Raw genomic sequence first — 21,928 nt, forward strand, 5'->3', positions numbered from 1 at the left:
CGCACGCAGGTCCTCACCGCCTCGGCCCGCGCGGGCTCAGATCGGCGGCCAGGGAACGGCGGGCCAGTCCGGTGCCGGGTAGGGGTGGATGCCGTGGTCGAGGAGCAGGTCCACCCGGCTGCGCACCGCGTAGGCCTCCGGGCCCGACAGGTGCAGGGCCAGTTCCCGGGACAGGACGCTGCCGGGTTCCCTGAGCTGGTCGCGCACCGAGGCCAGCGCCTCCAGCGCCTCCTCGGGCAGCGGCTGCCCCTGCCACTGCCACAGCACGGTGCGCAGCTTGTACTCCTCGGCGAAGGAGACGCCGTGGTCGCAGCCGTACAGGTGGCCGCCGGGGGTGGGCAGCAGGTGGCCGATCTTGCGGTCGGAGTTGTTGATGACCGCGTCGAACACCGCCATGCGGCGCAGGGCGGCGTCGTCGGTCCGCCGCGACAGGGCGACCAGGTCGACGGTGGCGTCGCCGTGTACCCACAGCTGCACCATGCCCTCCCCGAACGGGCCGTCGCGGTGGACCGTGGGCGGCACGACCGCCCAGCCCAGGGCCTCGGAGACGGCGTAGGCGCTGACCTCGCGCCCGGCCAGGGTCCCGTCGGGGAAGTCCCACAGCGGGCGCTCCCCCGCCACCGGCTTGTACACGCAGGCGGCGGAGTGGACCCCGTCGGAGACGGTGCAGTACAGAGTGGCGTTGGAGGCGGCTGTCAGCCGCCCCTCCACGGTGAGCTCGCCGGTGCGGAGCAGGTCGAGCCCGACGGCCGGGCTGAGGCCGTCGAAGGCGTCGGCGGTGTCCGTCATCGCGGGCTCCCGGGTGTGCGTGCGCGAAGGCCCGCCGGTGTCGTCGTCATCCCGGCCTCAGACGAGGCGGTCCGGACGGTAGCCGTTCTGGCGCGGGCAGACGTGGCCGGCCGGGTCGAGCGGGCGCCCGCACAGCGGGCAGTCCGGACGTCCGGCGGCGACCACCTTCAGGGCGCGCCCGGCGAAGGCGCGGGCGGCGCCGGGGGTGAGGTAGACGCGCAGGACGTCGCGGTGGGCGGGGGCCTCCTCGGCGAAGACCTCCAGTTCCTCCTCGTCGTCCTCGACCAGGTCCTCGGCGGCGGTCTCGTCGATCTCCTGGGCCTCGATGATGACGCGTGCGGCCTCGGCGTCCCAGGCCAGGGCGAGCGTGCCGACCCGGAAGTCCTGCTCGATGGGCTGCTCCAGGGGACCCTCGTCCTCGGGCTCGGCGACGTCCTCCGGCGGGGAGCCGAAGCGCCGGTGCACCTCTTCCAGTAGTTCCTCGATGCGGGTGGCGAGCGCTTCGACCTGCGCCTTCTCCAGCACCACGCTGGTGATGCGCCCCTCGCCCACGGCTTGGAGGAAGAAGGTGCGGTCTCCCGGCTGGCCCACGGTTCCGGCGACGAACCGCTCCGGCGGATTGAACTGAAAGACGGGCATGCAAAGAACCTTACGGGATACGGACGGTCCGGCGCCAAACCCCTCGGACGCACTGGCGGGCCGCCCTCCCCGGGGCCGCCGCCCCTTCCGCCGGGGCCCGGACGCCGGCCCCACCCGGGGGTCGGCTCCGGCCCCCCTGCGGCAGACCCGCCTCAGGAGGCGTCGGCGGCGGACTCCTGCGAACCGGCGCCGCCGCCGACGACCGCGTCACCGCCGGCCTCGGCCGGGGTGGGCAGGCTGGCGGCCAGGCTCTCGCCGGTGTCGTTGAGCTTGTTGAGGAAGGGACGGGTGCGCGTGTAGGTGATGGAGGTGACCGAACAGGGGTCCACGCGCAGGCGCTGGAAGAGGTCCAGGTGGATGCCGAGGGCGTCGGCCACGATCGACTTGATGATGTCGCCGTGGCTGCACACCACGTACACGGGCGGCGGCGCGGTTCCGGAGGCCGGTTCGGCGCCGGGTGAGGGCTCGGGTACGGCCAGGAGCAGGCGGCTGTTCCAGTCGCGGACGGCCTCGACCGCGCGCCCGGAGGCCGCGGCCAGGGCCTCGCCCCCGGGAAAGCGGACGGCGCTGGGATGGTCCTGCACGACGCGCCACAAGGGCTCCTCGGACAGTTCGCCGATGCCGCGGCCGGTCCAGGAGCCGTAGTCGCACTCGATGAAGCGCTCGTCCGTGGTGACGGGGACGCCGAGCCGCTCCCCGACGGCCCCGGCGGTCTCCTGGCAGCGTTCGAGCGGACTGGAGACCAGGGCGGCCGGGCGCAGCCCGCTCAGGCGGGCGGCCAGGTCGGCGGCCTGGGCGCGGCCGGTGTCGTTGAGGTGGACGCCCTCGGCGCGTCCGGCGAGGCGGGGACCGGTGACGTCGGTCATCCCGTGCCGCACGAGGAGGAGGGTGACCGCCTCAGGAGTGGGAGGGGTGTCCTGGGATGCTGCGGGTGTCGCCATGGGCACCAGGGTAGGCCCGTCCCGGGCACGGGGGAGGGTAGGGCGCGGGTCCCGGGGTTTCGCCCCCGCTCCGGACCCGGGCGCGCCGACCGGGCCACCGGGTCCCGGCCACCGCCCCTTGGCCGCGATCACGGAGAACGCGCTGGTCGGGGCCGCGCCGAGCACGGGCGGCGGGGGCGTATCCAAGGACGCCGTCGGACGGACACGGTACTCTCCGCCGCATGGAACAGCGACAGGTGGGCAGATCAGGGCTCTGGGTCTCTCGTACCGCTCTCGGCACGATGACCTGGGGGAAGGACACCTCCGAGGAGGAGGCCGGGCAGCAGCTCACCGCGTTCGTCGACGCGGGCGGCACGCTCGTGGACACCGCGGACATCTACACCGGCGGCCAGAGCGAGCGGATCCTGGGCCGGCTGCTGCACACCTCGGTACGCCGCGAGGACGTGGTGGTGGCCACCAAGAGCGGCCACACCCCCGAGGGCTACCGTCCGGTGGACGCCTCCCGAAGGCACCTGCTGGCCTCCCTGGACGCCTCGCTGCGGCGCCTGCAGACCGACTACGTGGACCTGTGGCAGCTGCACGCGTACGACCCGGCCACCCCGGCGGAGGAGTCGCTGGCCGCGATGGAGGCCGCCGTGGCCGCGGGCAAGGCCCGCTACGTGGGCACGGGGAACCTGGAGGCGTGGCAGTTCGCGTCCCTGGCCACCTGGCAGCGCGCACAGCCCGGACGTGCCCCCCTGGTGAGCGTGGGCACCGAGTACTCGCTGCTCAACCGCGGCGCCGACCACGGGCTGCTCCCCGCCGCGGCCGCGGCCGGAGCGCACGTGATCGCGTGGTCGCCGCTGGGCCGGGGCGTGCTCAGCGCCAAGTACCGCAACGGGACGCCGCCGGACTCGCGGGCGGCGTTCCCGCACATGGCGCCGTACGTGGAGCCCTACCTGGACGACCGCAGCCGCCGGGTGGTGGAGTCGGTGTGCACGGCGGCCGAGGGGCTGGGCGTGTCCCCGCTGGCGGTGGCGTTGAGCTGGGCGCGCGACCAGGAGGGCGTGGCGGCGGCGGTGGTCGGTCCGCGCACCCTCGCCCAGTTGGAGGAGATCCTGGGGGTGGAGGGAGTGGAGCTGCCGCCCAAGATCCGCGACGCCCTCGACGACGCCACGGCGCGCCCCGAACGCTGACGCCCCTCCCCTGGTGGACTGACCGGATACGTCGCCGGTGTGCCTGGGGTGCTCCACCCCCGGACGATCTTGTACTTGTAGCGAGGTTGGACGGGGTGGCCGCCGAGCTCAACGGCCGTCCCCGTCAGACCCTGGGCCGGGCCACCCCGGTCGAGGCCCCCAACAAGTTCCTCGTTGCAACAACCGCTTGGCCCCGAGGCGCCGAAGTGCGCTACAGGTACAAGGTCGCGGCCCATGGGGCGGGCCGGTGCACCTTCGCGGTCACCGCGCTAACTCCGGGCGGGCGGGATCGGGAAGTTCTTGTCGAACACCTCGTGCGGGTCGTACTCGGCCTTGAGCGCGCGCAGCCTGGAGAGGGTCGGTTCGGGGAAGGCCTGGGCGAGGACCTCGGGACCCGTGCGGGTGTCGAAGCTCAGGTACATGCCCTCCAGGTGCTCCCCCAGGCCGGCCCAGTGGGCGTCCAGCCCGGCGGCGCGCCGGGCCACCGTCATCACCCCCAGCGAGAAGTTCTGCGACCGGTGGGCGTAGGCGGTGGCGTCGGCCGGAACGTCGTTGACCGCGCCGCCCGCCTGGCGCAGCTGCATGAACATCACCTCGCCCGAGGCGAGCATCTGCGCCATCCCCTCGGCGGCCTCCGGGGTGATGTGGCGCAGCAGGCCCGAACGCGACTCGGGCAGCCCGTGGCCCTGGTGCGGCCCGTCCGCGCCGACCAGGACCGCGGGGTAGGGCGCGAGCTGGGCCCGCTGGTCCAGGACCGGCCCCACCCCGAGGAAGGGCTCCAGCGCCCGGACGGCGAGGTCGGTGTCGTCACCGGCGTAGACCACCATGGCCTGGGCGGCGGGGCCCCCGCCCCCGCGCGCCGGGCCCATGGTGAGGAAGGCGGTGACCTCGCGCGGCGCCGCCTCGGCGGTCTCGCCCCAGGCCCGGAGGAAGGCCGCGGTGTCGGTGGCGTCGTAGACGAACTGGCCGAGGACGACGTCGCGCACGGGCGCGGCCGTGACCTCGACGGCGGTGAGCACCCCGAGGTTGGCGCCCGCCCCGCGCATCCCCCAGAACAGGTCGGGGTGGTGGTCGGCGTCGGCGCGCAGGATCCGGCCGTCGGCGGTGACCACCTCGGCCGCGGTGACGTTGTCGATGGTCAGGCCGTGGGCGCGGGCCATGTAGCCCAGGCCGCCCGTGGTGGCCAGTCCCCCGACACCGACTCCCCCGTGGTCGCCCGAGCTGATCGCCATGCCGTACGGGGCGAGGGTCCGTGCGACGTCGCCCCAGCGGGCGCCCGCGCCGAGCCGGATCAGGCCGGTTCCGGCGTCGAGGACCTCGACCCCGTCCATCCTGGCCAGGTCGACGATGACGCCGCCGTCGCCGGTGGAGCGGCCGCTGATACCGTGGCCGCCGCTGCGCACGTGCAGGTCGGCCTCCTGGGCGCGGCCGTAGGCGAGTGCCTCGGCGACCTGCTCGGCGGATCCGGGCCGCAGCACCAGGCCCGGGGAGCCCTTCTGCATGTACCCGTGGCGCACCTTGGCGTAGGCGCGGTCGCCGGGCTCCACGGCGTGTTCGCGCAGGCCCTCGGGGACGGCGTCGTAGTCGATGCCGGGACGGCGCGCGGCCAGCGAGGCGGCGGGCCGTGCCGGGCCGGTGACGGTGCCCGCATCGGCGCGTTCGCGCGCGACGGCCTCCCTCAGCGCGGGGGCGACCTCGGCGCCGAAGGTCTGGATGGTGCGCGGGTCGTCGGTGGCCACGAGGAAGGTGGAGTAGCCGTGTTCGAGGACCAGGGGCAGCAGGTCCTCGACCCACTGCTCGGGCGGCCCCTGCAGGAAGCCCCGGCCGGTGGGCAGGAAGGCGCTCTGGGCCAGGTTGAGCATCCGGCGGATCTCGCGGGGGTCGCGTCCGGCCGCCAGGGCGGCGTCGTCGATGGTGCGGTTGGACGCGGCCATGTCCTCGGGCCTGAGGTAGCCGAGGCTGGGCAGCCAGCCGTCGGCCTTGGCGCCGACCAGGCGGAGCATGCGGGGCTTGTAGGCGCCCAGGCTGATCCCGATGGGGTGGGCCGGCGCGGGGCCGCGCTTCATGCCGCGCACGGTGTAGTGGTCGCCGTCGACGCGGACGCCGCCTCGGGCGTCGGTGTCCCAGACGGCGCGGATGACGTCGATGCCCTCGCTGAGGGCGTCGACGGCCTGGCGCGGGGTGAGGCGGTCCACGCCCATGGCCTCGATACCGTCCCAGAAGGCCCCGGCGCCCAGGGCGAGTTCGAGTCGGCCGTGGGAGAGCAGGTCCAGGGTGGCCGCGGAGCGGGCGAGCATCGCGGGCGGGCGCAGGGGGAGGTTGAGCACGTTGGCCGACACCCGCAGGCGGGTGGTGCGCGCGGCGACCCAGCTGAGCAGGGTCCAGGTGTCGAGGAAGGCGGGGTTGTAGGGATGGTCCTGGTAGGTGGCCAGGTCCAGGCCCGCCGCCTCGGTGAGCTCGGCGAGCGTGACGGCCCGGTCGGGGTCCTGCGCCGCGGGAGTGACGAAGGTGCCGAACTGTAGCGGGTGTCCGTAGTCGGACATGGGTGCTCTCCTCGGGGGAACGCAAGACTAGTTTGTGAAGCAAACGATGCTGTCAACAACTTATCTTGGAGGAAACCTATTCCTGGTAGTCTCAGGCCATGGCATCCACCACTCCGGAACCCGCACGGCCCCTGGACGCGCCCCCGGGCCCGGACACGAACCTGGGGTGGTCGCTGGCCGTGGTCCTGCGCCGCTGGCACGAGCGGGTGGAGTCGGTCCTGGCCGACCTCCCGCACGGCAGTCGCGGCTACCACGTGCTCGCCGCCGTTTCCCCCGGAGAACCCCCCACGCAGGCGGCCCTGGCCGAGCGGCTGCTGATCGACCGCAGCGTGATGACCTACCTGCTCGACGACCTGGAGGAGGCCGGCCTGGTCCGGCGCCGGGTCGACCCCGACGACCGGCGCGTGCGGCGGGTGTGCGCCACCGAGCACGGCCGGGAGGTCCTGGCGGGGCTCCGCGAGCGGGTGGAGCACGCGGAGGAGCAGGTGCTGGCGGGACTGGACGCGCCCACACGGGGACTGTTCCGGGACCTCGCCCAGCGCGCGGCCGTGGCAGTCCAGGAGTCCTCCCCCGCCACCGACCCGTGCGCGGCCGTGCGCCAGGTGGTCGGCGACGGCGCCGGGACCCCCGCGGGCACGGGGAACCGGAGGGGCCGGCGGCGCGCGGGCCGCGGAACCGGGAGCTGAGCGTCGTCGCGAGTCGGTAGGCTCCCAGAGTCCGCGAACCGCACGACGAGGGGAACCGCCCGAGGTGTCCGAGGCCATCGAACAGGTCAGTGCCGTCCTTGACCGGATGGGCGCCCCGCGCGCCCTGGCGCCCCGGCTGCTGGCCGCGCTGGGGACCGGTGCCGCCGAGCGGCTGGACGCCGACCCGTGGCTGCTGCTGCGCCTGCCGCAGGTGACCGTGGAGCAGGCCGACTTCTGCGCCCGCAGGCACCTGGGCGAGGGCGCCCGGCCCGACGACCCCCGAAGGCTGGCGGCGCTCACCGCACACGTACTGCGGATGTCCGCGGCCCGGGGCCACACCGCCGTGGAGGAGAAGCGGCTGGCCACGGTGGTCGGCAAGCTGGGGGTGGCCGACCCCGCCGCGGCGCTGGAGGCGGCCGTGGCCCAGGAGGGCGCGGTGGTGCTGGAGAGCACCGACGAGGGCGACGACGACTTCGACTTCGACGAGGGCGGGGTCCCGGAGATCCCGGACCTGCCCGATCCGGAGCGCTTCTACGCCCTGCCCGACGTGGGGCACGCCGAGCAGCGGTTGGGCGAGCAGCTGCTGCGATTGATCGGGGGCAACGACCCGGTCATGGACTCGGCGACCGCCGCCGAGACCGTGGACGAGGCCGCCGAGAGGGGCGGGTTCACCGTCTCGGAGCAGACGCGCGACGCCCTGGTGACGGTGGCCCTGCGCCCGGTGACGGTGCTGCGGCACGGCCCCGGCGACGCCGCCGAGGTGGCGCGGGCCCTGGTGTGCATGGACGCGATCGCCACCGACAGCCAGGTGGGGATCGCGGTGGCGGCGCCGACCGCGCAGGCCGCGGCGGCGGTCAACGCCGACCTGGCGAGGATCCGCGAGGCGGGCGCGGGCACGGGCCCCGCGGCGGCCGAGGACGGCGAAGGGACCCGGGGCACCGAAGCCACCGCGGAGGAGGACCCCGCAACGCCCCCGGAGGCCGGAGACGGCCCGGAGGCCGCGAAGCCCCCCGTGCGCGCGGTGTCACTGGCCGCGCTCCTGGCCGGTGCGCCCGTGGAGGCCGGACTGGTGGTGCTGTGCGAGGCGATGTCGGTGGGTGTGGGACGCGCCGCCGAGCTGGTGTCGGTGTGCGCGGACGACGCACACCTGGTGCTGCTGGCCGACCCGGGCCAGGCGCCGTCGGCGACACCGGGCCAGGTGGTGCTGGACGTGGCCGCGTCGCGGACGGCACACGTGGCCGAGCTGTCCGATCCGGCCGAGCCCGGACCGATCGCGGAGCTGGCGGCGGCCGTGGCCGGGGGCGGGGTCCCCGAGGTGGAGGCGCCCGGGCGCGAGGTCGTGCGGGTGCCCGCCGCGTCGGCCGAGGAGGCGGCGCACCGGGTGGTGCAGCTGGTGACGGACTCGATCCCGCGCGCACTCGGGATCGCGGCCGAGCACGTACAGGTGGTGGCCTCGCGTGAGGACGGTCCGGCGGGCGCGCGTGCGCTCAACGCCGCGTGCAAGGAGCGGTTGAACCCGGGCCCGGGCGCGCACGGAGGGTTCGACGTGGGCGACCGGGTGCTGCTCGCGGCGGACGGCCCCGGCTACGGGCCGGGCGACACGGGGTACCTGCGCGAGGTGGACGGGGGCGCCGTGGTGGAGCTGACCGACGGCACGCGGGTGGGGGTCACCGACCCCTCGGCGCTGCGCCCGGGCTGGGCGGTGACGGTGGCCGCCGCGCACGGGGGCCGGTGGCCCGCCGTGGTGGCGGTGTTCCCGCCGGAGGTTCCGGTGTCGCGCCCGCAGGTGTACACGACGCTGACCCGGGCGGCGCGGCACGTGTCGCTGGTGGACGCCACGGGCGGGGGCCTGGAGACGGGCGTGCGGGAGAACGCGGCGAAGGAGCGGACGACCCGGCTGATGCACATCCTCCGGGAGGGATAGGCGCTCCGGCCGGTCCTCGCGGGGTGAGGCGCGGACCTTTGACCGGTACGCACCCGTCGCCAATTCCCTACTGATCGTGTAGGAAGGGATCCGTGACGAACCCCGCACCAGCGCCGCGCCCGGCGGCCGCCGAGCACATGGTCCCGATCCCCGCCGGAAGGATCGTCCTGCGGGACGAGGGCACGAGGACGGACTGGCTGGTCGGGGTCGCGGCCTTCGAGCTGGCGGCGTACCCGGTGACCCGCGAACTGTACCGCGCGGTCCTCGGCGAGGTCCCGCAGAGCCCGGCCGGTCCCCGGGCGCCGGTGACCGAGGTCTCCTGGCGGGACGCCGTGCGGTTCTGCGACCTGCTCTCGCTCGCGGAGGGGCTCACCCCCTGCCACACGGCGGGCGAGGACCCCGACGCGCGGGACGTGGCCTGCGACCGGGAGGCCGACGGCTACCGCCTCCCCTCCGAGGTGGAGTGGGAGTACGCGTGCCGGGCCGGGTCGTCCGACGTGCGCCCCGGGGCGTTGGACGAGACCGCCTGGTACCGCGCCAACTCCGGTGGGAGGGTGCACGACGTCGCGACCAGGGCACCGAACGCCTGGGGCCTGCACGACATGATCGGCAACGTGTGGGAGTGGTGCTGGGACCTCTACGACCCCGGCGTCTACGGGCCGTACCGCGTGTTCCGCGGCGGGGGGTGGCAGGACCACCCCCGGGCCTGCCGGGCCTCGTGCCGCCGCAAGAGCCACCCGACCCTGCGCGTGGACGACCTCGGATTCAGGATCGCCCGTTCTCTGTGAATCTTTCGCACGCTTCAAGCGGGTGTTCGAGTATCACGATCGACGGAGGATTTTCGATTATCGCACCTTTATGACGTAGATCAACAACAGCCCTCCTGGGGAACAGGCCTCACCGGACGTACTGACGGCACTCCCCCGTGAACACGGCGGCCAGCTCGGCGCGCAGCACGGCCCGCGCACGCCCGGCCGCGCCGTGCGCCCCCCGGTAGACCTGGGTGGCCAGCCCCTCGGCCACGGCGGCGATGCGGGCGGCGGCCGTGTCGGCGTCCACGTCCGGCTCCACCTCGCCGCACTCCACGCCGTTGCCGACGGCCCGGGCGATCTCCGCGTGCAGTGCGGCGGCGGTGCGCGCGTCCACCCCGGCCAGCGCCGGGTTGTCCAGGGCCCGCCCGGCGAAGACGCGGATCACCCGGAACTCCGCCCGGCGCGGTTCGTCCAGGGGCAGGTGCTCGGCCAGGGCGGCCAGCAGCACCTCGGCGATGGACCTCTCGTGGCGGGTCCCCGCGCTGACGATGCCGGCCACACGGGTGGCGACGGCCGCGCTGACCCGTTCGAACGCGTGCAGCAGCATGTCGTCCTTGGACCGGAAGTAGTGCTGCACGAGGCCCACGGACATCCCGGCGCGCGAGGCGGTGCGGGCCACGGTCACGGCGTCCAGGCCCCTCTCGGCGATCAGCTCGCACACGGCGCCGGCGATCTGCGAGCGCCTCTGGTCATGGTCTGCGGTTCTCGGCACTGGATAACCGTATCAGGATACGGTAATAATCGTATGGACATACGGTTATCGGAAGGCCCTCTCATGCCGCTCCCCCTCACGCACCTTCCCCTCGCCCTGCTGCTCGCCTCGGCCCCGGCGGACGCGGCTCCCGCCGCCCCTACCCGGATGGACGCCTACGTCCGGGAACGGATGGAGGCCACCGACACCCCCGGGCTGGCCTACGCCGTGGTCGGCCCGGAGGGCGTCGGGCACCGGGGGTTCTTCGGCGTGGACGGCGACGGCGCCCCGGTCGGCGAGCACACCCCGTTCCTGTGGGGTTCGGTGGCCAAGCCCGTGACCGCCACCGCCGCGCTGGTCCTGGCCGAGGACGGACGCCTGGACCTGGACGCCCCGGTCGAGGAGTACCTGCCCGTCCTCGCGGAGTTCGACGCCGATCCCACCGTGCGCGACCTGCTCACCCAGACCTCCGGCATCACCGAGGCCGTCGGCCTGGCCGTCAGCGACCTCTACGGCCCGGACGCGGCCGGCCTGGACGCCCGGGTGGCCGTGGTGGCCGACTCGGAGCCGGGCACCCCGGGCACGCACGAGTACAGCAGCGGCAACTACCTGGTGCTGGGCGCGGTCGTGGAGGAGGTGGCCGGGGACTTCGACGCCCACCTGCGCGAGGCCGTCCTGGACCCGCTGGGGATGGACGACGCCTTCGTCGGCGCGGAGGAGGCCGGAAAGGCGGGTCTGGCCCCCGGCCACCGCACGCTGTGGGGGGTCCCGGTGGCGAACGCGGACGGCGTGGACGACACCGGTGCGTCCTACGGCTATCTGGGCGGGAACCTCGCCGCCCTGTCCGCCTTCGCCCGGGCGCAGTTGGCGGCGGACCCGCCCGTGCTGGACGCCGACGCCCTGGCCCGGGCACGCAACGGGACGGCCCCGGTCCCCGGTTCGGCGCAGGAGTACGGGATGGGCTGGCGCGAGACCGCCCTGGCCGACCTCGGCGAACCCGTCGTCTTCCACGGCGGCGCGACCCCCGGGTACGCGGCGATGGTGGTGCTGCTGCCCGAGCACGACCGCGCGGTGGTGGTCCTGCAGAACGCCTACCACGTGCTGCGCGACGGGCAGGTCCAGGCGGTCGCCTTCGGGCTGGCCCGCCTCGTCGCGGGCGGCGCGCCCGGGTCCCCCGGAGCGGACCCGCTGTACCCGGCCGCGGTGTGGGGGACCACCGCCGTCGCCGCCGTGCTCGGGGCGGGCGCCGTCGCGGCCGCGCGGACCCGGAGGCCCCGGCCCCGGGCGACCGTGCTCTGGGCGCTGCCCGGGCTCGCCGCGGCGGGCGCGGCCGTGTGGCTGGTGACGGATCTCGGGCTGCGGCCGGCGCTGACGTGGCTGCCCGGCGTGTCGGTGGCGCTGCTGGCCGCGGGTGTGCTGGGCACCGTCGTCACCGCCGCCCGCCTGCTGGCTCACCGCCGCGCCGGGAGTTCCCGCTCCTGACCCGAACGCCCCCGTTCCCGGCCCTGGCCCCCACCCCCGCGTCCCTCAGATCCGGTCGAGGAAGGCGCCGTCGACCACCAGGTTCTGCCCGGTGACGAACGTCGCGGCCGGGCTGGCCAGGAAGGCCACCGCCCGGGCGACCTCCTCGGGGCGTCCGAGGCGCCCGTAGGGGATGCGCTCGCGGATGGACTCGTAGAACCGCGGGTCGTTCTCGCGGCGGCGCGCCCACCCCCCGCCGGGGAACTCGATGGGGCCGGGCGAGACGGTGTTGACACGTACGCCCCGGCCCGCCCACGCGCGGGCCAGCGAGGACGCGTGGTGGTTGAGCGCGGCCTTGACCGCGCCGTAGGCCCGCGGGCCCGCGGGCGCGGTGGCGTGCAGCGCCGAGGTGCTGGAGACCATCACCACCGAGCCGCCGCGCTCGGAGTCCAGCAGATAGGGTTCGGCGGCCTCGGCCAGGCGCACGAACGGCAGGACGTCGGCCGCGAGGCCGCGCTCCCACTGGTCCGGGGTGGGCGCGCTGCCTCCGGACACGTTGGAGACCAGCACGTCCAGGCCGCCGAGCTCGGCGGCCGCGTCGTCGACGAAGGAGGGCAGCGCGCCGTGGTCGGTGACGTCCAGGGCGCGCGGGAACACCCGCGCCCCGGTCGCCTCCAGCTCGCGGGCGGCCTCGGCCAGCGGCTCGGGCGTGCGCGCGCAGATCGCCAGGTCGGCGCCCTCCTCAGCGAACACCTGGGCGATGGCCCGGCCGATCCCCCTGCTGGCCCCGGTCACCGCGACCCGTGCCCCCGACAGTCCCAGATCCATACGTCCTGACCTCCGACGTGCTCCACCGGCTCTCACACCGCCTGTCAGCGTCACACGGTCCCCGTCGGACACGCGGATGTACACGCCGCACCGGGCCCGTGAGACAGCAGACGGGCGGGCGCCCCAGGGGGCGGCCCGCCCGCGCCAACCTACCGCACGTGCGTCCGGCGGGTTCAGGCTCCGGTGGAGTGGAAGCCGCCGTCGACGTGGACGATCTCACCGGTGGTGGCCGGGAACCAGTCGGACAGCAGGGCCACGACCGCCTTGGCCGCGGGCTCGGGGTTGGTGACGTCCCAGCCCAGCGGGGCGCGCTCGGGCCAGTGCTTGGCCAGATCGGCGAACCCGGGGATGCTGCGGGCGGCCATCGTGCTCAGCGGCCCGGCGGAGACCAGGTTGACCCGGATGTCCTGCTCGCCGACGTAGCGCGCCAGGTAGCGGGCGGTGGAGGTGAGCGCGGACTTGGCCACGCCCATCCAGTCGTAGATGGGGTAGGAGACGCTGTTGTCGAAGTCCAGGGCCACGACCGAGCCGCCGTCCTTCATCAGCGGCGTCAGGGAGGTGGTCAGCGACTTCAGGGAGAAGGTGGACGTGTGCATGGCCGTGGCCACGTCCGACCACTCGGTGTTGAGGAAGTTGCCGCCCAGGGCCTCCTGCGGGGTGAACCCGATGGAGTGCACGATGCCGTCCAGGCCGTCGACGTGCTCGCCGACGCGCCCGGCCAGGCTGGCGAGCTGCTCGTCGTCGGTGACGTCCAGCTCCAGGACCGGGGGCGTCTCCGGCAGGCGCTTGGCGATGCGCTCCACCAGGCTCAGGCGGCCGTAGCCGGTGAGGACGACCGTGGCGCCCTGCTCCTGGGCGAGCCGGGCCACGTGGAAGGCGATGGAGGAGTCGGTGAGCACCCCGGTGACGAGGATGCGCTTACCTTCGAGGATTCCCATGGTGCGGGTTGTCCGTCCTGTCTGTGGTCGGTTGCCGGAAGGGGATGGTCCTTCCGGGAAGTGGAAGGGGGCGCGGGCGCGTGTCAGTGGCCCATGCCCAGGCCGCCGTCGACGGGGATGACGGCGCCGGTGATGTAGGAGCCGCCGGGCCCGGCGAGGAAGGCCACCGTCCGGGCGATGTCCTCGGTGGCGCCGATGCGGCCCAGGGGGACGTTCTTCCTGATCTCGGCCTGGCGCTCCTCGGGCAGCGCGGCGGTCATGTCGGTCTCGACGAAGCCGGGGGAGACGACGTTGACGGTGATGTTGCGTGAACCGAGCTCGCGGGCCAGGGAGCGGCCGAAGCCGACGAGGCCGGCCTTGGACGCGGCGTAGTTGGCCTGTCCTCCGGAACCGAGGAGGCCGACCACGGAGGAGATGAGGATGACGCGGCCCGAGCGCTTGCGCATCATGCCGCGCACGGCGCGCTTGGTGACGCGGAAGGAGCCGGTGAGGTTGGTGTCCAGGACGGAGGAGAAGTCCTCCTCGCTCATCAGGGCGAGGAGCTGGTCCTTGGTGATCCCGGCGTTGGCGACGAGCACCTCGACGGGGCCCTGCGCCTCCTCGACCTCCTTGAAGGCGGCGTCGACCTGGGCGGAGTCGGTGATGTCGCAGCGGACGCCCAGCAGGCCCTCCGGGGGCTCGCCGGAACGGTAGGTCACCGCGACGTCGTCTCCGCCCGCGGCCAGCTCACGGGCGATGGCCAGGCCGATTCCGCGGTTGCCGCCGGTGACCAGTACCGAGCGCGACATAGGGGCTCCTCTTCTCCTGCGGCTGCTGTGATCAGCCACGACGTGACGTTCAGGGGGGTGGGATCGCATTGCAGCGTACCGAGCTACCGGGCGGTAGACGCAACCGAGGTGGGGAACGGTACCCCTCCCTCGTTCATGGGCCTTTCCGGACATCGGGAAGGGCCCCCGGGGCACGCGGGACCGAAGTGAGGTGTGTCACCGCACCGGGCGGGCCCCGGACCGGTCCGCACCGGGTCGGACCGCCCATGCCCCGAGGACCCGGCCCGGGCCCGGATCCTCAGGCCCAGCCCGCGTCGTGGGCCAGGATGGCGGCCTGCACCCGGTTGGACATGCCCAGCTTGGACAGGATCCGGCTGACGTGCGCCTTGACCGTGGCCTCGCGCATGCCCAGCTCGCGCCCGGCCTCGGCGTTGGACATGCCCCGGGCCACCGCGACGAGCACGGAGCGCTCCCGCTCGCTGAGCACCGACAGGCGGCGCCCGGCCTCGTCACGGCCCGCGGCCGAGTCGGCGGGCGCGGGGGAGGCGAAGCGTTCGAGCATGCGCTTGGTGACGCTGGGGGCGAGCATGGCGTTCCCCTCGTGGACGGTACGCACCGCGCCGATGAGGTCGCGCGGCGGGGTGTCCTTGAGCAGGAAGCCCACCGCCCCGGCGCGCAGCGCGCTGTGCACGTACTCGTCCAGGTCGAAGGTGGTCAGCAGGACCACGCGGGGTGGATCGGGCAGGGCGGTGAGCCGGGAGGCGGCGGTGATGCCGTCGGTGCCCGGCATGCGGATGTCGAGCAGCACCACGTCCGGGGAGAGTTCCCCGGCCAGGCGCACGGCCTCGTCCCCGTCGCCGCCCTCCCCCACCACCTCGATGTCGGGGGCCGCGTCCAGGATCATCCGCAGGCCGGATCTGACCAGGAGTTCGTCATCGACCAGGAGCGTGCGGATCACCGTCGGGGACCTCTTCCGTGCCGGGTGGGTTGTCGGTTCGCAAGATAGCGCGCATCCGCCATCCGCCGTCGGGGCACGCCCCGGCGCTGAGGCTGCCGCCCGCGAGGGCGACGCGCTCCCGGAGCCCGGTCAGCCCGAATCCGCTGTGGGGCATGGGCGCGGCCGGGGCCGGGGCCGGCTCGTTGGCCACCTCCACCTCCAACTGTCGGGCGCTCCGGTGCAGGCGCAGTGTGACGGCGGCACCGGGCGCGTGTTTGGCCGCGTTGGTCAGTCCCTCCTGGACGATCCGGTAGGCGGTGCGCTGGACGCCCGCCGGCAGCGGCGGCCCCTGCCCGGTGTCCTCGCGGGTGATCCGCATCCCGGCGGCGCACCACTCCCCCACCAGCCGGTCCAGGTCGGACAGGACCGGCTGCGGAGCGGTGGGCGCGGCGGCGGTGTCGTCGCGCAGCACCCCGAGGATGCCACGCAGCTCCGACAGCGCCTCGCGGCCGGTGGTGCGGATCAGGCCCGCGGCCTCCACGGTGCGCGGGTCGTCGGTGGAGACCTCCAGTCCGCCCGCGTGCAGCACCATGAGGCTGACCCGGTGCGCGACCACGTCGTGCATCTCGCGGGCGATGCGGGTGCGTTCGGCGGTGATGGCCTGCTCGGCCATCATGTGCTGTTCGCGTTCGAGGCGTTCGGCGCGCTCCTGGAGCCGGTCGATGAGCTGGCGGCGTGTGCCCACCCACAGGCCGAAGGTCATCGGTATGACCAGCAGCATCCCGATCAGGAACACCTGCCCGAAGGCGTTGGCCTCGTAGGCGACGAGCATGGCCAGGCTGTACAGGGCGAACCAGCCCACCAGCAGGCGCCGGTCGTCGAAGTAGACCGCGTACGAGTAGAGGGCGATCATCGCCGGGAAGAAGTTGGCGAAGCACAGCAGCAGCACGAACGCGGTGACGAGCAGCCAGTGGGGGTGGCTGCGCCGTAGCAGCACCGTCGCCCCGGCCCACAGCACCGGGATCACGTAGAGGACCATTCCGGCGACCAGGGCGGCCGGGAGGTTCACGGAGGCCAGGGCGCCGAGGGCACCGGCGGCGAGGCCGCCGAACAGGCCGAACCCGCCGCCGGAGCTGAGCTGCACCACCCCGCTGAACGGGAGCGGCAGGATGGCGTAGAGCCAGTCGGCGACGTACAGGCGGCGCTGCCACCACCACTCCCGGTTCCTCTCCCACAGGGCGCCGACGTCTCCGCCCCGGGCATCCACCCAGCTCCTCATGCTGGGGAGTCTACGGTCGGGCGTCCGGTGACTCCGGGTGAGCACACGGAGGCGCATCCTCCGCCCCGGCCAACGCATGCCCCGCGTCCGGCCAGGTCAGAGCCCCCTTCCGCCGGAGCCGTCACGGACGGTGAGGCGGCCACCCCCGACGAAAGTCGGTGCCCGGACCCGACGAAGGAGTCCCGAACCCGCCCGCCACCGTTCCTTTGGCCGTGGCCGGGATCGGCCCCGCGGTGGACGCCCCGGAGGGGTGGGCGGCCCTAGCGTGGTGGAGTGCCGCGGCGGAGTGTCCGCCCGGCCCTGCCACCATCCCTTCTTCCGATCGCTGGAGTTGTCTGCCGTGACCGAGTCCACTGTGAAGCCCGTCCCCCCGGTCGACACACCGCCGGTGGTGGTCGCCCGGGGCCTCACCAAGACCTACGACACCGGAGACAACCAGGTCCACGCCCTGGCGGGGGTCGACGTGGAGTTCCACCGGGGCGCCTTCACCGCGATCATGGGCCCCTCCGGCTCCGGCAAGTCCACCCTGATGCACTGCCTGGCCGGGCTGGACGTGCCCACCTCCGGCACCGTGCATCTGGGCCGCACCGAGATCACGGGCCTGCGCGACGCCGAGCTGACGCTGCTGCGCCGCGACCGGATCGGGTTCATCTTCCAGTCGTTCAACCTGCTGCCGATGCTGACCGCCGAGCAGAACATCCTGCTGCCCTCCCAGATCGCCCGGCGCGGGATCGACAAGCAGCGGTTCGACCACATCATCGACGTGGTGGGCCTGCGCGACCGGCTCAGCCACCTGCCCGCCAAGCTCTCCGGCGGGCAGCAGCAGCGCGTGGCCGTGGCCCGCGCCCTGCTCAACGCGCCCGAGGTCGTCTACGCCGACGAGCCCACCGGCAACCTGGACTCGCGTTCGGGCACCGAGGTGCTGCGGTTCCTGCGCGACTCGGCCCGTGACCTGAACCAGACCATCGTCATGGTCACCCACGACCCCGTCGCCGCCTCCTACGCCGACCGCGTGGTCTTCCTGCGCGACGGCCGCCTGGTGGACGAGGTCACCGAGCCCACCGCCGAACTGGTCTCCGCCCGACTGCTGAAGCTGGAAGAGGCCTAAAGGACATGCTGCGCACCACACTCGCCGGGCTGCGACTGCACAAGTCCCGGTACGTCACCACCGTGCTGGCGATCCTGCTCGGGGTCATGTTCGTCTCGGGCACCATGGTCTTCGCCGACACGCTGAAGGCCAACTACGAGGAGTCCGTGATGGGCTCCGCGACCAGCGTCGACGCCATCGCCGTCCCGGCCCAGCCCGAGCCGGGGGACGGGGAGGAGCCCGAGGCCCCGGCCGCCTTCACCGAGGAGCAGCTCGACGACGTCCGGGCGCTGCCCGAGGTCGCCGACGCGGGCGGCCTGCTCAGCGGGGAGGCCGTGCTCCTGGACGACGAGGGCCGCGCGGTCGGCTTCATGCCGCCCGCCGCGATCGCGCTGGACGGGACCAGCCGCTTCTCCCCCGACGAGGGCACGCTGCCCTCGGACGGGGACGAGGTCGTCTTGGCCACCTCCACCGCCGACCAGACCGGTTTCGCGGTCGGCGACACGGTGACCGTGCTCGACCCGGAGGGGGACAAGCGCGACTTCACCGTCACCGGCCTGCTCAACTTCGGCGTGGACCCGTCCTACAGCATGAGCGGCGCCCTCGTCTTCGACCCGGACACCGCCCGGGAGATGACCGGTGTGAGCGGCTACTCCGAGATCGACGTGCTCGCCGCCGAGGGCCGCACCGACGAGCAGGCCTCCGAGGCCGTCGCCGCCCTGCTGGGCTCCGGGGCCGAGGTGCAGACCGGTGAGGAGTTCGGCCTGACCATAGCCGAGAACGCCGGCGGCGACACCGAGATGCTGCGGGTCGCACTGCTGCTGTTCGCGTTCATCGCGATGTTCGTGGCCGGGATCGTCATCTACAACACCTTCGCCATCCTCATCGCCCAGCGCCAGCGGGAGATGGCCCTGCTGCGCTGCGTGGGCGCCAAGCGCTCCCAGGTCTTCCGCTCCGTCCTGGCCGAGTCGGTGGCCGTGGGCCTGGTCGCCTCCGCCCTGGGCGTCCTGGCGGGTGTGGGCATCGGCATGGCCGGTGCGGCCTTCGGCGGCCCCCTCCTGGGCACCGGCTCCGCGGTGCCCGTGGTGATCACCCCGCTCGCTGTGGGCGTGGGCATGGCCGTCGGCACCGTGGTGACCGTGTTCTCGGCACTGGTGCCGGCCATGCGCGCCACCCGGGTGTCGCCGCTGGCCGCGCTGCGCACCAGCGCGACCGCCGGCGGCCTGGAGAAGGGCACGGGCTGGGTCCGCGTCGTCTTCGGCCTGCTGGCCTTCCTGGTCTCGGCGGCCATGGTGGCCGTGGTCCTGAGCTCCGAACCGAACCAGATGGGCCCGATCATCGTGACCGCCGCCGCGCTGGTCGCGTTCGTGGGCGTGGTGGTCCTGGGCCCGCTGCTGGTGCGCGGCATCGTGCGCGTGGTCGGCGCCCCCCTGCGCAGGCTGGGCGTGCCGAGCATGCTGGCGGTGGACAACTCCACCCGCAGCCCGCGCCGCGCGGCCACCGCGATGATCGCGCTGACCGTGGGGGCCACGCTCATCACCGGCTACTCGGTGCTCAGCGCGTCGGTCGAGTCGACCATGACCACCATGCTCGAAGAGCAGTTCCCGGTGGACTACCAGATCACCCCGCAGTTCTCCCTGGAGGGGACGGGCACCGGGGACGCGGCCGCCGAAGGCGCCGAGGAGGCACCCGAGGGGGAGGCTCCCGCCGACGGCCAGTCGGCCGAGGGCGGGCCCGCCGGGGACGGGGCCGCCGCGGCCGAGCCCGGCGAGGGCGCCGGGGACGGCGCCGAGGACGGGGGCCCCACGGCCGCGAACGCGACCGTCCCAGCCTTTCCCACCGTCCCGAACGGCGTGATCGAGGCCCTGGAGGCCCAGCCCGAGCTGGGCAAGGTCTTCGGACAGCGCAGCACCTCCGTGGAGACCGGCGGCGACCTGCCGCTCTTCGTCTACACCTACCCGGGAGCCGAGATCGGCGTCGACCTCACCAGCGAGGTCGTCGAGGGCGACCTGACCGACCTCGGTCCCGGCAGGGCCGTGGTGGCGGAGGGATACGTCGACGGAGTCGGCGTGGGCGACACCCTCACCGTCCCGGCCCGGGACGGGCAGGACCTCTCCCTGGAGGTCGTCGCGGTGGTGGAGGAGATGCAGAGCCTGTCGGCCGTGACCATCGACACGGAGGACTTCGCCACCGCCTTCCCCGGGGTCGACGAGAACGAGCTGGTCCTCGTCCGCGCCGCCGAGGGGGCCGACGCGGCCGAGGTGCGCGACGCCGTCTACTCCGCGGTGGAGGAGTACCCGACCATGCAGGTCGCGTCGGTCGCCGAGATGAAGAACCAGTTCTCGGAGATGATGGACATCGCCTTCTACACCATCGCGGCGATGCTGGGACTGGCGATCATCATCGCGGTGTTCGGCATCTCCAACACCATGGCGCTGTCGGTGCTGGAGCGCACACGGGAGTCCGCGCTGCTGCGGGCGATGGGGCTCTCCCGTGGCCAGCTGCGCCGGATGCTGAGCGTGGAGGCCGTGCTGCTGTGCCTGATCGGTGCCGGTATCGGTATCGTGCTGGGCCTGGTGTTCGGATGGGCCGCCGGCATGTCGGCCCTGCCGGACATGATCTTCTCGGTTCCCGCCGAGCAGATCGCGGTGTTCATCGCGGTGGCCGTCCTGGCCGGGCTCCTGGCCTCGGTGCTGCCCGGCAGGCGGGCCGCCGGGACCTCGATCACGGGGGCGCTGGCCAGCGAGTAGGCGCTCGGGCCCTCCGCGGAGCGGAAAGGACACGCGGGCCCTTCCCGGCCTTCGGGCGGGGAGGGCCCGCGCCGTACTGTGGGCCCGAGGGGGTGCGCGGTGGGGGGTTCTGCTTCGGTGCCGGTCCCGGCGGGCGGGGTGGCGTGGGGTACGCCGGCGGCCCGCTGGACGCTCACGGCCACGGTGCTCGGCTCGGGCATGGCGTTCCTGGACTCCACGGTGGTGACCGTGGCACTGCCCGCCATCCAGGACGACCTGGACACGGGGCTCTCCGGGATGCAGTGGACCGTCAACGGCTACATGGTGACCCTGTCCGCGCTGATCCTGCTCAGCGGCTCGCTGTCGGACCGGTTCGGCCGGGTGCGCCTGTTCATGGCCGGGGTGGCGGTGTTCGCCCTGGCGTCCGCGCTGTGCACGTTCGCGCCCACTCTGGGGTGGCTGGTCGCCGGGCGTGTGGTGCAGGGCGTGGGCGGAGCGCTGCTGACGCCGGGAAGCCTGGCGATCCTCCAGGCGGGGTTTCGCGAGCAGGACCGCGCCCGGGCGATCGGGGCGTGGTCGGGGCTGACGGGCGTGGCCGCGGCGGTGGGGCCCTTCGTGGGCGGCTGGCTGGTGCAGATCGGCGACTGGCGGCTCATCTTCCTCGTCAACCTGCCCATGGCGGCGGCGGTGCTGGCGATCGCGTGGTGGCGGGTGCCCGAGTCGCGCGACACCGGGTCCTCCGGACGGTTGGACCTTCCGGGTGCGCTGCTGGGTGTGGCCGCACTGGGAGGGATCACCTACGCGCTCATCCAGTGGGGCGCGGTGGGCGCGGACCCGGGCGTGTGGACCGCGGCGGCGCTGGGTGTGCTGGCCCTGGCGGGGTTCCTGCTGGTGGAGGCGCACCACCGCGATCCGATGCTGCCCCTGGGCATCTTCTCCTCGACGGCCTTCAGCGTCACCAACGGCGCGACCGTGCTGGTCTACGGCTCCCTGGGGCCGCTGCTGTTCCTGCTGGTCGTCTACCTGCAGGAGGTGGGCGGATACACGCCCGTGGCCGCGGGCGCGGCCTCGCTGCCGATCACCCTGCTGATGCTGGCGCTCTCCGCGCGGTCGGGCAGGCTCGCCGCACGCATCGGCCCGAGGCCGCAGTTGTTCGCGGGCCCGCTGCTGCTGGCGGCGGGGTTCGTGCTGCTGTCGCGGCTGGGGACGGAGGCGCCCTACCTGACGGGCGTGCTGCCCGGGGTGCTGCTGGTGGCGCTGGGGCTGTCGACGGCGGTGGCGCCGCTGACGGCGACCGTGCTGGCGTCGGCGCCGGAACGGCACGCGGGGTTGGCCTCGGGTGTCAACAACACCTTCGCGCGCGGTGCCCAGCTGATCGGTGTGGCCGCGGTTCCGGTGCTCGCCGGGATCGGCGGCCAGGGGGAGGACGGGGATCCGACCGCGCTCGTGCAGGGTTTCGGTCCGGCGATGCTGATGCTGGCGCTCCTGTGCGCGTCGGCCGCGTTGTGCGCCCTGCTGCTGCCGCGCGGGCGGATGCCCCGGGCCGCCGGGGCCGCGGAGCCCTCCGCGGAGCCGCCCCCGCGGTTCTGCGGGACCTCGGGGCCGCCGCTGCGCTCGTGCCCGGGTTCCAGCGCCGGGACGGCGCACGGCGGGGACCACGCACAGAGCTGATCCGCGGGGACGTGCGAGGACCGGCGCCCGG

18 protein-coding genes are annotated in these 21,928 nt (G+C 74.1%); 8 read left to right on the plus strand and 10 right to left on the minus strand.

The window, feature by feature from the left end; genetic code table 11:
* Window positions 1-36 precede the first annotated feature (36 nt).
* From A6A08_RS16250 to A6A08_RS16260, 3 genes are all read right to left on the minus strand, one after another.
* On the minus strand, window positions 37-789 hold the full coding sequence (locus A6A08_RS16250) for an SCO1664 family protein (protein WP_073703429.1): 753 nt from the start codon (window positions 787-789) through the stop codon (window positions 37-39).
* 57 nt (window positions 790-846) lie between these two features.
* Window positions 847-1,428 carry a DUF3090 domain-containing protein gene (locus A6A08_RS16255; protein ID WP_073703430.1) on the minus strand — a complete coding sequence of 194 codons (582 nt, stop codon included), beginning with the start codon at window positions 1,426-1,428 and terminating at the stop codon, window positions 847-849.
* A 152-nt stretch (window positions 1,429-1,580) separates the two neighbouring features.
* The gene (locus tag A6A08_RS16260; RefSeq protein WP_073703431.1) at window positions 1,581-2,369 is read right to left on the minus strand and encodes an MSMEG_4193 family putative phosphomutase; all 789 of its coding nucleotides are present in this window, start codon (window positions 2,367-2,369) and stop codon (window positions 1,581-1,583) included.
* A gap of 221 nt (window positions 2,370-2,590) precedes the next feature.
* On the opposite strand from A6A08_RS16260, the gene A6A08_RS16265 reads away from it, so the two are divergent.
* Window positions 2,591-3,544 (plus strand): aldo/keto reductase, encoded by a 954-nt coding sequence (locus tag A6A08_RS16265; RefSeq protein ID WP_199866950.1) that lies wholly within the window; start codon window positions 2,591-2,593, stop codon window positions 3,542-3,544.
* 269 nt (window positions 3,545-3,813) lie between these two features.
* Here the strand turns inward: A6A08_RS16265 and A6A08_RS16270 are convergent, their stop codons facing one another.
* On the minus strand, window positions 3,814-6,087 hold the full coding sequence (locus tag A6A08_RS16270; protein WP_073703433.1) for an LLM class flavin-dependent oxidoreductase: 2,274 nt from the start codon (window positions 6,085-6,087) through the stop codon (window positions 3,814-3,816).
* Between the two features lie 98 nt (window positions 6,088-6,185).
* Between A6A08_RS16270 and A6A08_RS16275 the strand changes: the two genes are divergently transcribed.
* The 3 genes from A6A08_RS16275 (at window position 6,186) to A6A08_RS16285 (ending at window position 9,485) form a co-directional block, all read left to right on the plus strand.
* Window positions 6,186-6,773 carry a MarR family winged helix-turn-helix transcriptional regulator gene (locus tag A6A08_RS16275; protein WP_073703434.1) on the plus strand — a complete coding sequence of 196 codons (588 nt, stop codon included), beginning with the start codon at window positions 6,186-6,188 and terminating at the stop codon, window positions 6,771-6,773.
* A 64-nt stretch (window positions 6,774-6,837) separates the two neighbouring features.
* The gene (locus tag A6A08_RS16280; protein ID WP_073703435.1) at window positions 6,838-8,697 is read left to right on the plus strand and encodes an ATP-dependent RecD-like DNA helicase; all 1,860 of its coding nucleotides are present in this window, start codon (window positions 6,838-6,840) and stop codon (window positions 8,695-8,697) included.
* A 137-nt stretch (window positions 8,698-8,834) separates the two neighbouring features.
* Window positions 8,835-9,485: a formylglycine-generating enzyme family protein gene (locus A6A08_RS16285; protein ID WP_073703565.1), complete on the plus strand. Its 651-nt coding sequence runs from the start codon at window positions 8,835-8,837 to the stop codon at window positions 9,483-9,485.
* A 109-nt stretch (window positions 9,486-9,594) separates the two neighbouring features.
* On the opposite strand, the gene A6A08_RS16290 is transcribed toward A6A08_RS16285, so the two are convergent.
* Window positions 9,595-10,221, minus strand: a complete 627-nt coding sequence (locus tag A6A08_RS16290; protein WP_073703436.1) for a TetR/AcrR family transcriptional regulator — start codon at window positions 10,219-10,221, stop codon at window positions 9,595-9,597.
* Window positions 10,222-10,284: 63 nt separating this feature from the next.
* On the opposite strand from A6A08_RS16290, the gene A6A08_RS16295 reads away from it, so the two are divergent.
* Window positions 10,285-11,682, plus strand: coding sequence for a serine hydrolase (locus A6A08_RS16295; protein ID WP_073703437.1), 1,398 nt, complete (start codon window positions 10,285-10,287; stop codon window positions 11,680-11,682).
* 45 nt (window positions 11,683-11,727) lie between these two features.
* On the opposite strand, the gene A6A08_RS16300 is transcribed toward A6A08_RS16295, so the two are convergent.
* From A6A08_RS16300 to A6A08_RS16320, 5 genes are all read right to left on the minus strand, one after another.
* Entirely contained in the window at window positions 11,728-12,489 is a 762-nt protein-coding gene (locus A6A08_RS16300) for an SDR family NAD(P)-dependent oxidoreductase (RefSeq protein WP_073703438.1), read from the minus strand.
* 173 nt (window positions 12,490-12,662) lie between these two features.
* On the minus strand, window positions 12,663-13,427 hold the full coding sequence (gene fabI, locus A6A08_RS16305; RefSeq protein ID WP_073703439.1) for an enoyl-ACP reductase FabI: 765 nt from the start codon (window positions 13,425-13,427) through the stop codon (window positions 12,663-12,665).
* A gap of 83 nt (window positions 13,428-13,510) precedes the next feature.
* On the minus strand, window positions 13,511-14,215 hold the full coding sequence (locus A6A08_RS16310) for a beta-ketoacyl-ACP reductase (RefSeq protein ID WP_073703440.1): 705 nt from the start codon (window positions 14,213-14,215) through the stop codon (window positions 13,511-13,513).
* Between the two features lie 277 nt (window positions 14,216-14,492).
* Entirely contained in the window at window positions 14,493-15,152 is a 660-nt protein-coding gene (locus A6A08_RS16315) for a response regulator transcription factor (protein ID WP_073703441.1), read from the minus strand.
* Complete coding sequence (locus tag A6A08_RS16320) at window positions 15,127-16,410, minus strand: sensor histidine kinase (protein ID WP_073703442.1); 1,284 nt, start codon at window positions 16,408-16,410, stop codon at window positions 15,127-15,129. The genes A6A08_RS16315 and A6A08_RS16320 overlap by 26 nt, the downstream gene beginning before the upstream one ends.
* Before the next feature lie 340 nt (window positions 16,411-16,750).
* On the opposite strand from A6A08_RS16320, the gene A6A08_RS16325 reads away from it, so the two are divergent.
* The 3 genes from A6A08_RS16325 to A6A08_RS16335 all read left to right on the plus strand — a co-directional run bounded on the left by A6A08_RS16325 (window position 16,751) and on the right by A6A08_RS16335 (window position 21,897).
* Window positions 16,751-17,518, plus strand: coding sequence for an ABC transporter ATP-binding protein (locus A6A08_RS16325; protein ID WP_073703443.1), 768 nt, complete (start codon window positions 16,751-16,753; stop codon window positions 17,516-17,518).
* A gap of 5 nt (window positions 17,519-17,523) precedes the next feature.
* Complete coding sequence (locus A6A08_RS16330; protein ID WP_073703444.1) at window positions 17,524-20,247, plus strand: ABC transporter permease; 2,724 nt, start codon at window positions 17,524-17,526, stop codon at window positions 20,245-20,247.
* Between the two features lie 99 nt (window positions 20,248-20,346).
* Window positions 20,347-21,897: an MFS transporter gene (locus A6A08_RS16335; RefSeq protein WP_073703445.1), complete on the plus strand. Its 1,551-nt coding sequence runs from the start codon at window positions 20,347-20,349 to the stop codon at window positions 21,895-21,897.
* Window positions 21,898-21,928 lie beyond the last annotated feature (31 nt).

Origin of the sequence: Nocardiopsis sp. TSRI0078 (genome assembly GCF_001905145.1) — a bacterium.
In the GTDB taxonomy this organism is placed as follows: Bacteria; Actinomycetota; Actinomycetes; order Streptosporangiales; family Streptosporangiaceae; genus Nocardiopsis.

What these genes read in the sequence shown, in the direction of transcription:
- A6A08_RS16300 (WP_073703438.1), bottom strand. Translation starts at nt 12,489, where the DNA reads ATGGATCTGGGACTGTCGGGGGCACGGGTCGCGGTGACCGGGGCCAGC.
- A6A08_RS16295 (WP_073703437.1), top strand. Translation starts at nt 10,285, where the DNA reads ATGCCGCTCCCCCTCACGCACCTTCCCCTCGCCCTGCTGCTCGCCTCG.
- A6A08_RS16275 (WP_073703434.1), top strand. Translation starts at nt 6,186, where the DNA reads ATGGCATCCACCACTCCGGAACCCGCACGGCCCCTGGACGCGCCCCCG.
- A6A08_RS16260 (WP_073703431.1), bottom strand. Translation starts at nt 2,369, where the DNA reads ATGGCGACACCCGCAGCATCCCAGGACACCCCTCCCACTCCTGAGGCG.
- A6A08_RS16330 (WP_073703444.1), top strand. Translation starts at nt 17,524, where the DNA reads ATGCTGCGCACCACACTCGCCGGGCTGCGACTGCACAAGTCCCGGTAC.
- A6A08_RS16255 (WP_073703430.1), bottom strand. Translation starts at nt 1,428, where the DNA reads ATGCCCGTCTTTCAGTTCAATCCGCCGGAGCGGTTCGTCGCCGGAACC.
- A6A08_RS16265 (WP_199866950.1), top strand. Translation starts at nt 2,591, where the DNA reads ATGGAACAGCGACAGGTGGGCAGATCAGGGCTCTGGGTCTCTCGTACC.
- A6A08_RS16310 (WP_073703440.1), bottom strand. Translation starts at nt 14,215, where the DNA reads ATGTCGCGCTCGGTACTGGTCACCGGCGGCAACCGCGGAATCGGCCTG.
- A6A08_RS16285 (WP_073703565.1), top strand. Translation starts at nt 8,835, where the DNA reads ATGGTCCCGATCCCCGCCGGAAGGATCGTCCTGCGGGACGAGGGCACG.
- A6A08_RS16250 (WP_073703429.1), bottom strand. Translation starts at nt 789, where the DNA reads ATGACGGACACCGCCGACGCCTTCGACGGCCTCAGCCCGGCCGTCGGG.
- A6A08_RS16320 (WP_073703442.1), bottom strand. Translation starts at nt 16,410, where the DNA reads ATGAGGAGCTGGGTGGATGCCCGGGGCGGAGACGTCGGCGCCCTGTGG.
- fabI (WP_073703439.1), bottom strand. Translation starts at nt 13,427, where the DNA reads ATGGGAATCCTCGAAGGTAAGCGCATCCTCGTCACCGGGGTGCTCACC.
- A6A08_RS16270 (WP_073703433.1), bottom strand. Translation starts at nt 6,087, where the DNA reads ATGTCCGACTACGGACACCCGCTACAGTTCGGCACCTTCGTCACTCCC.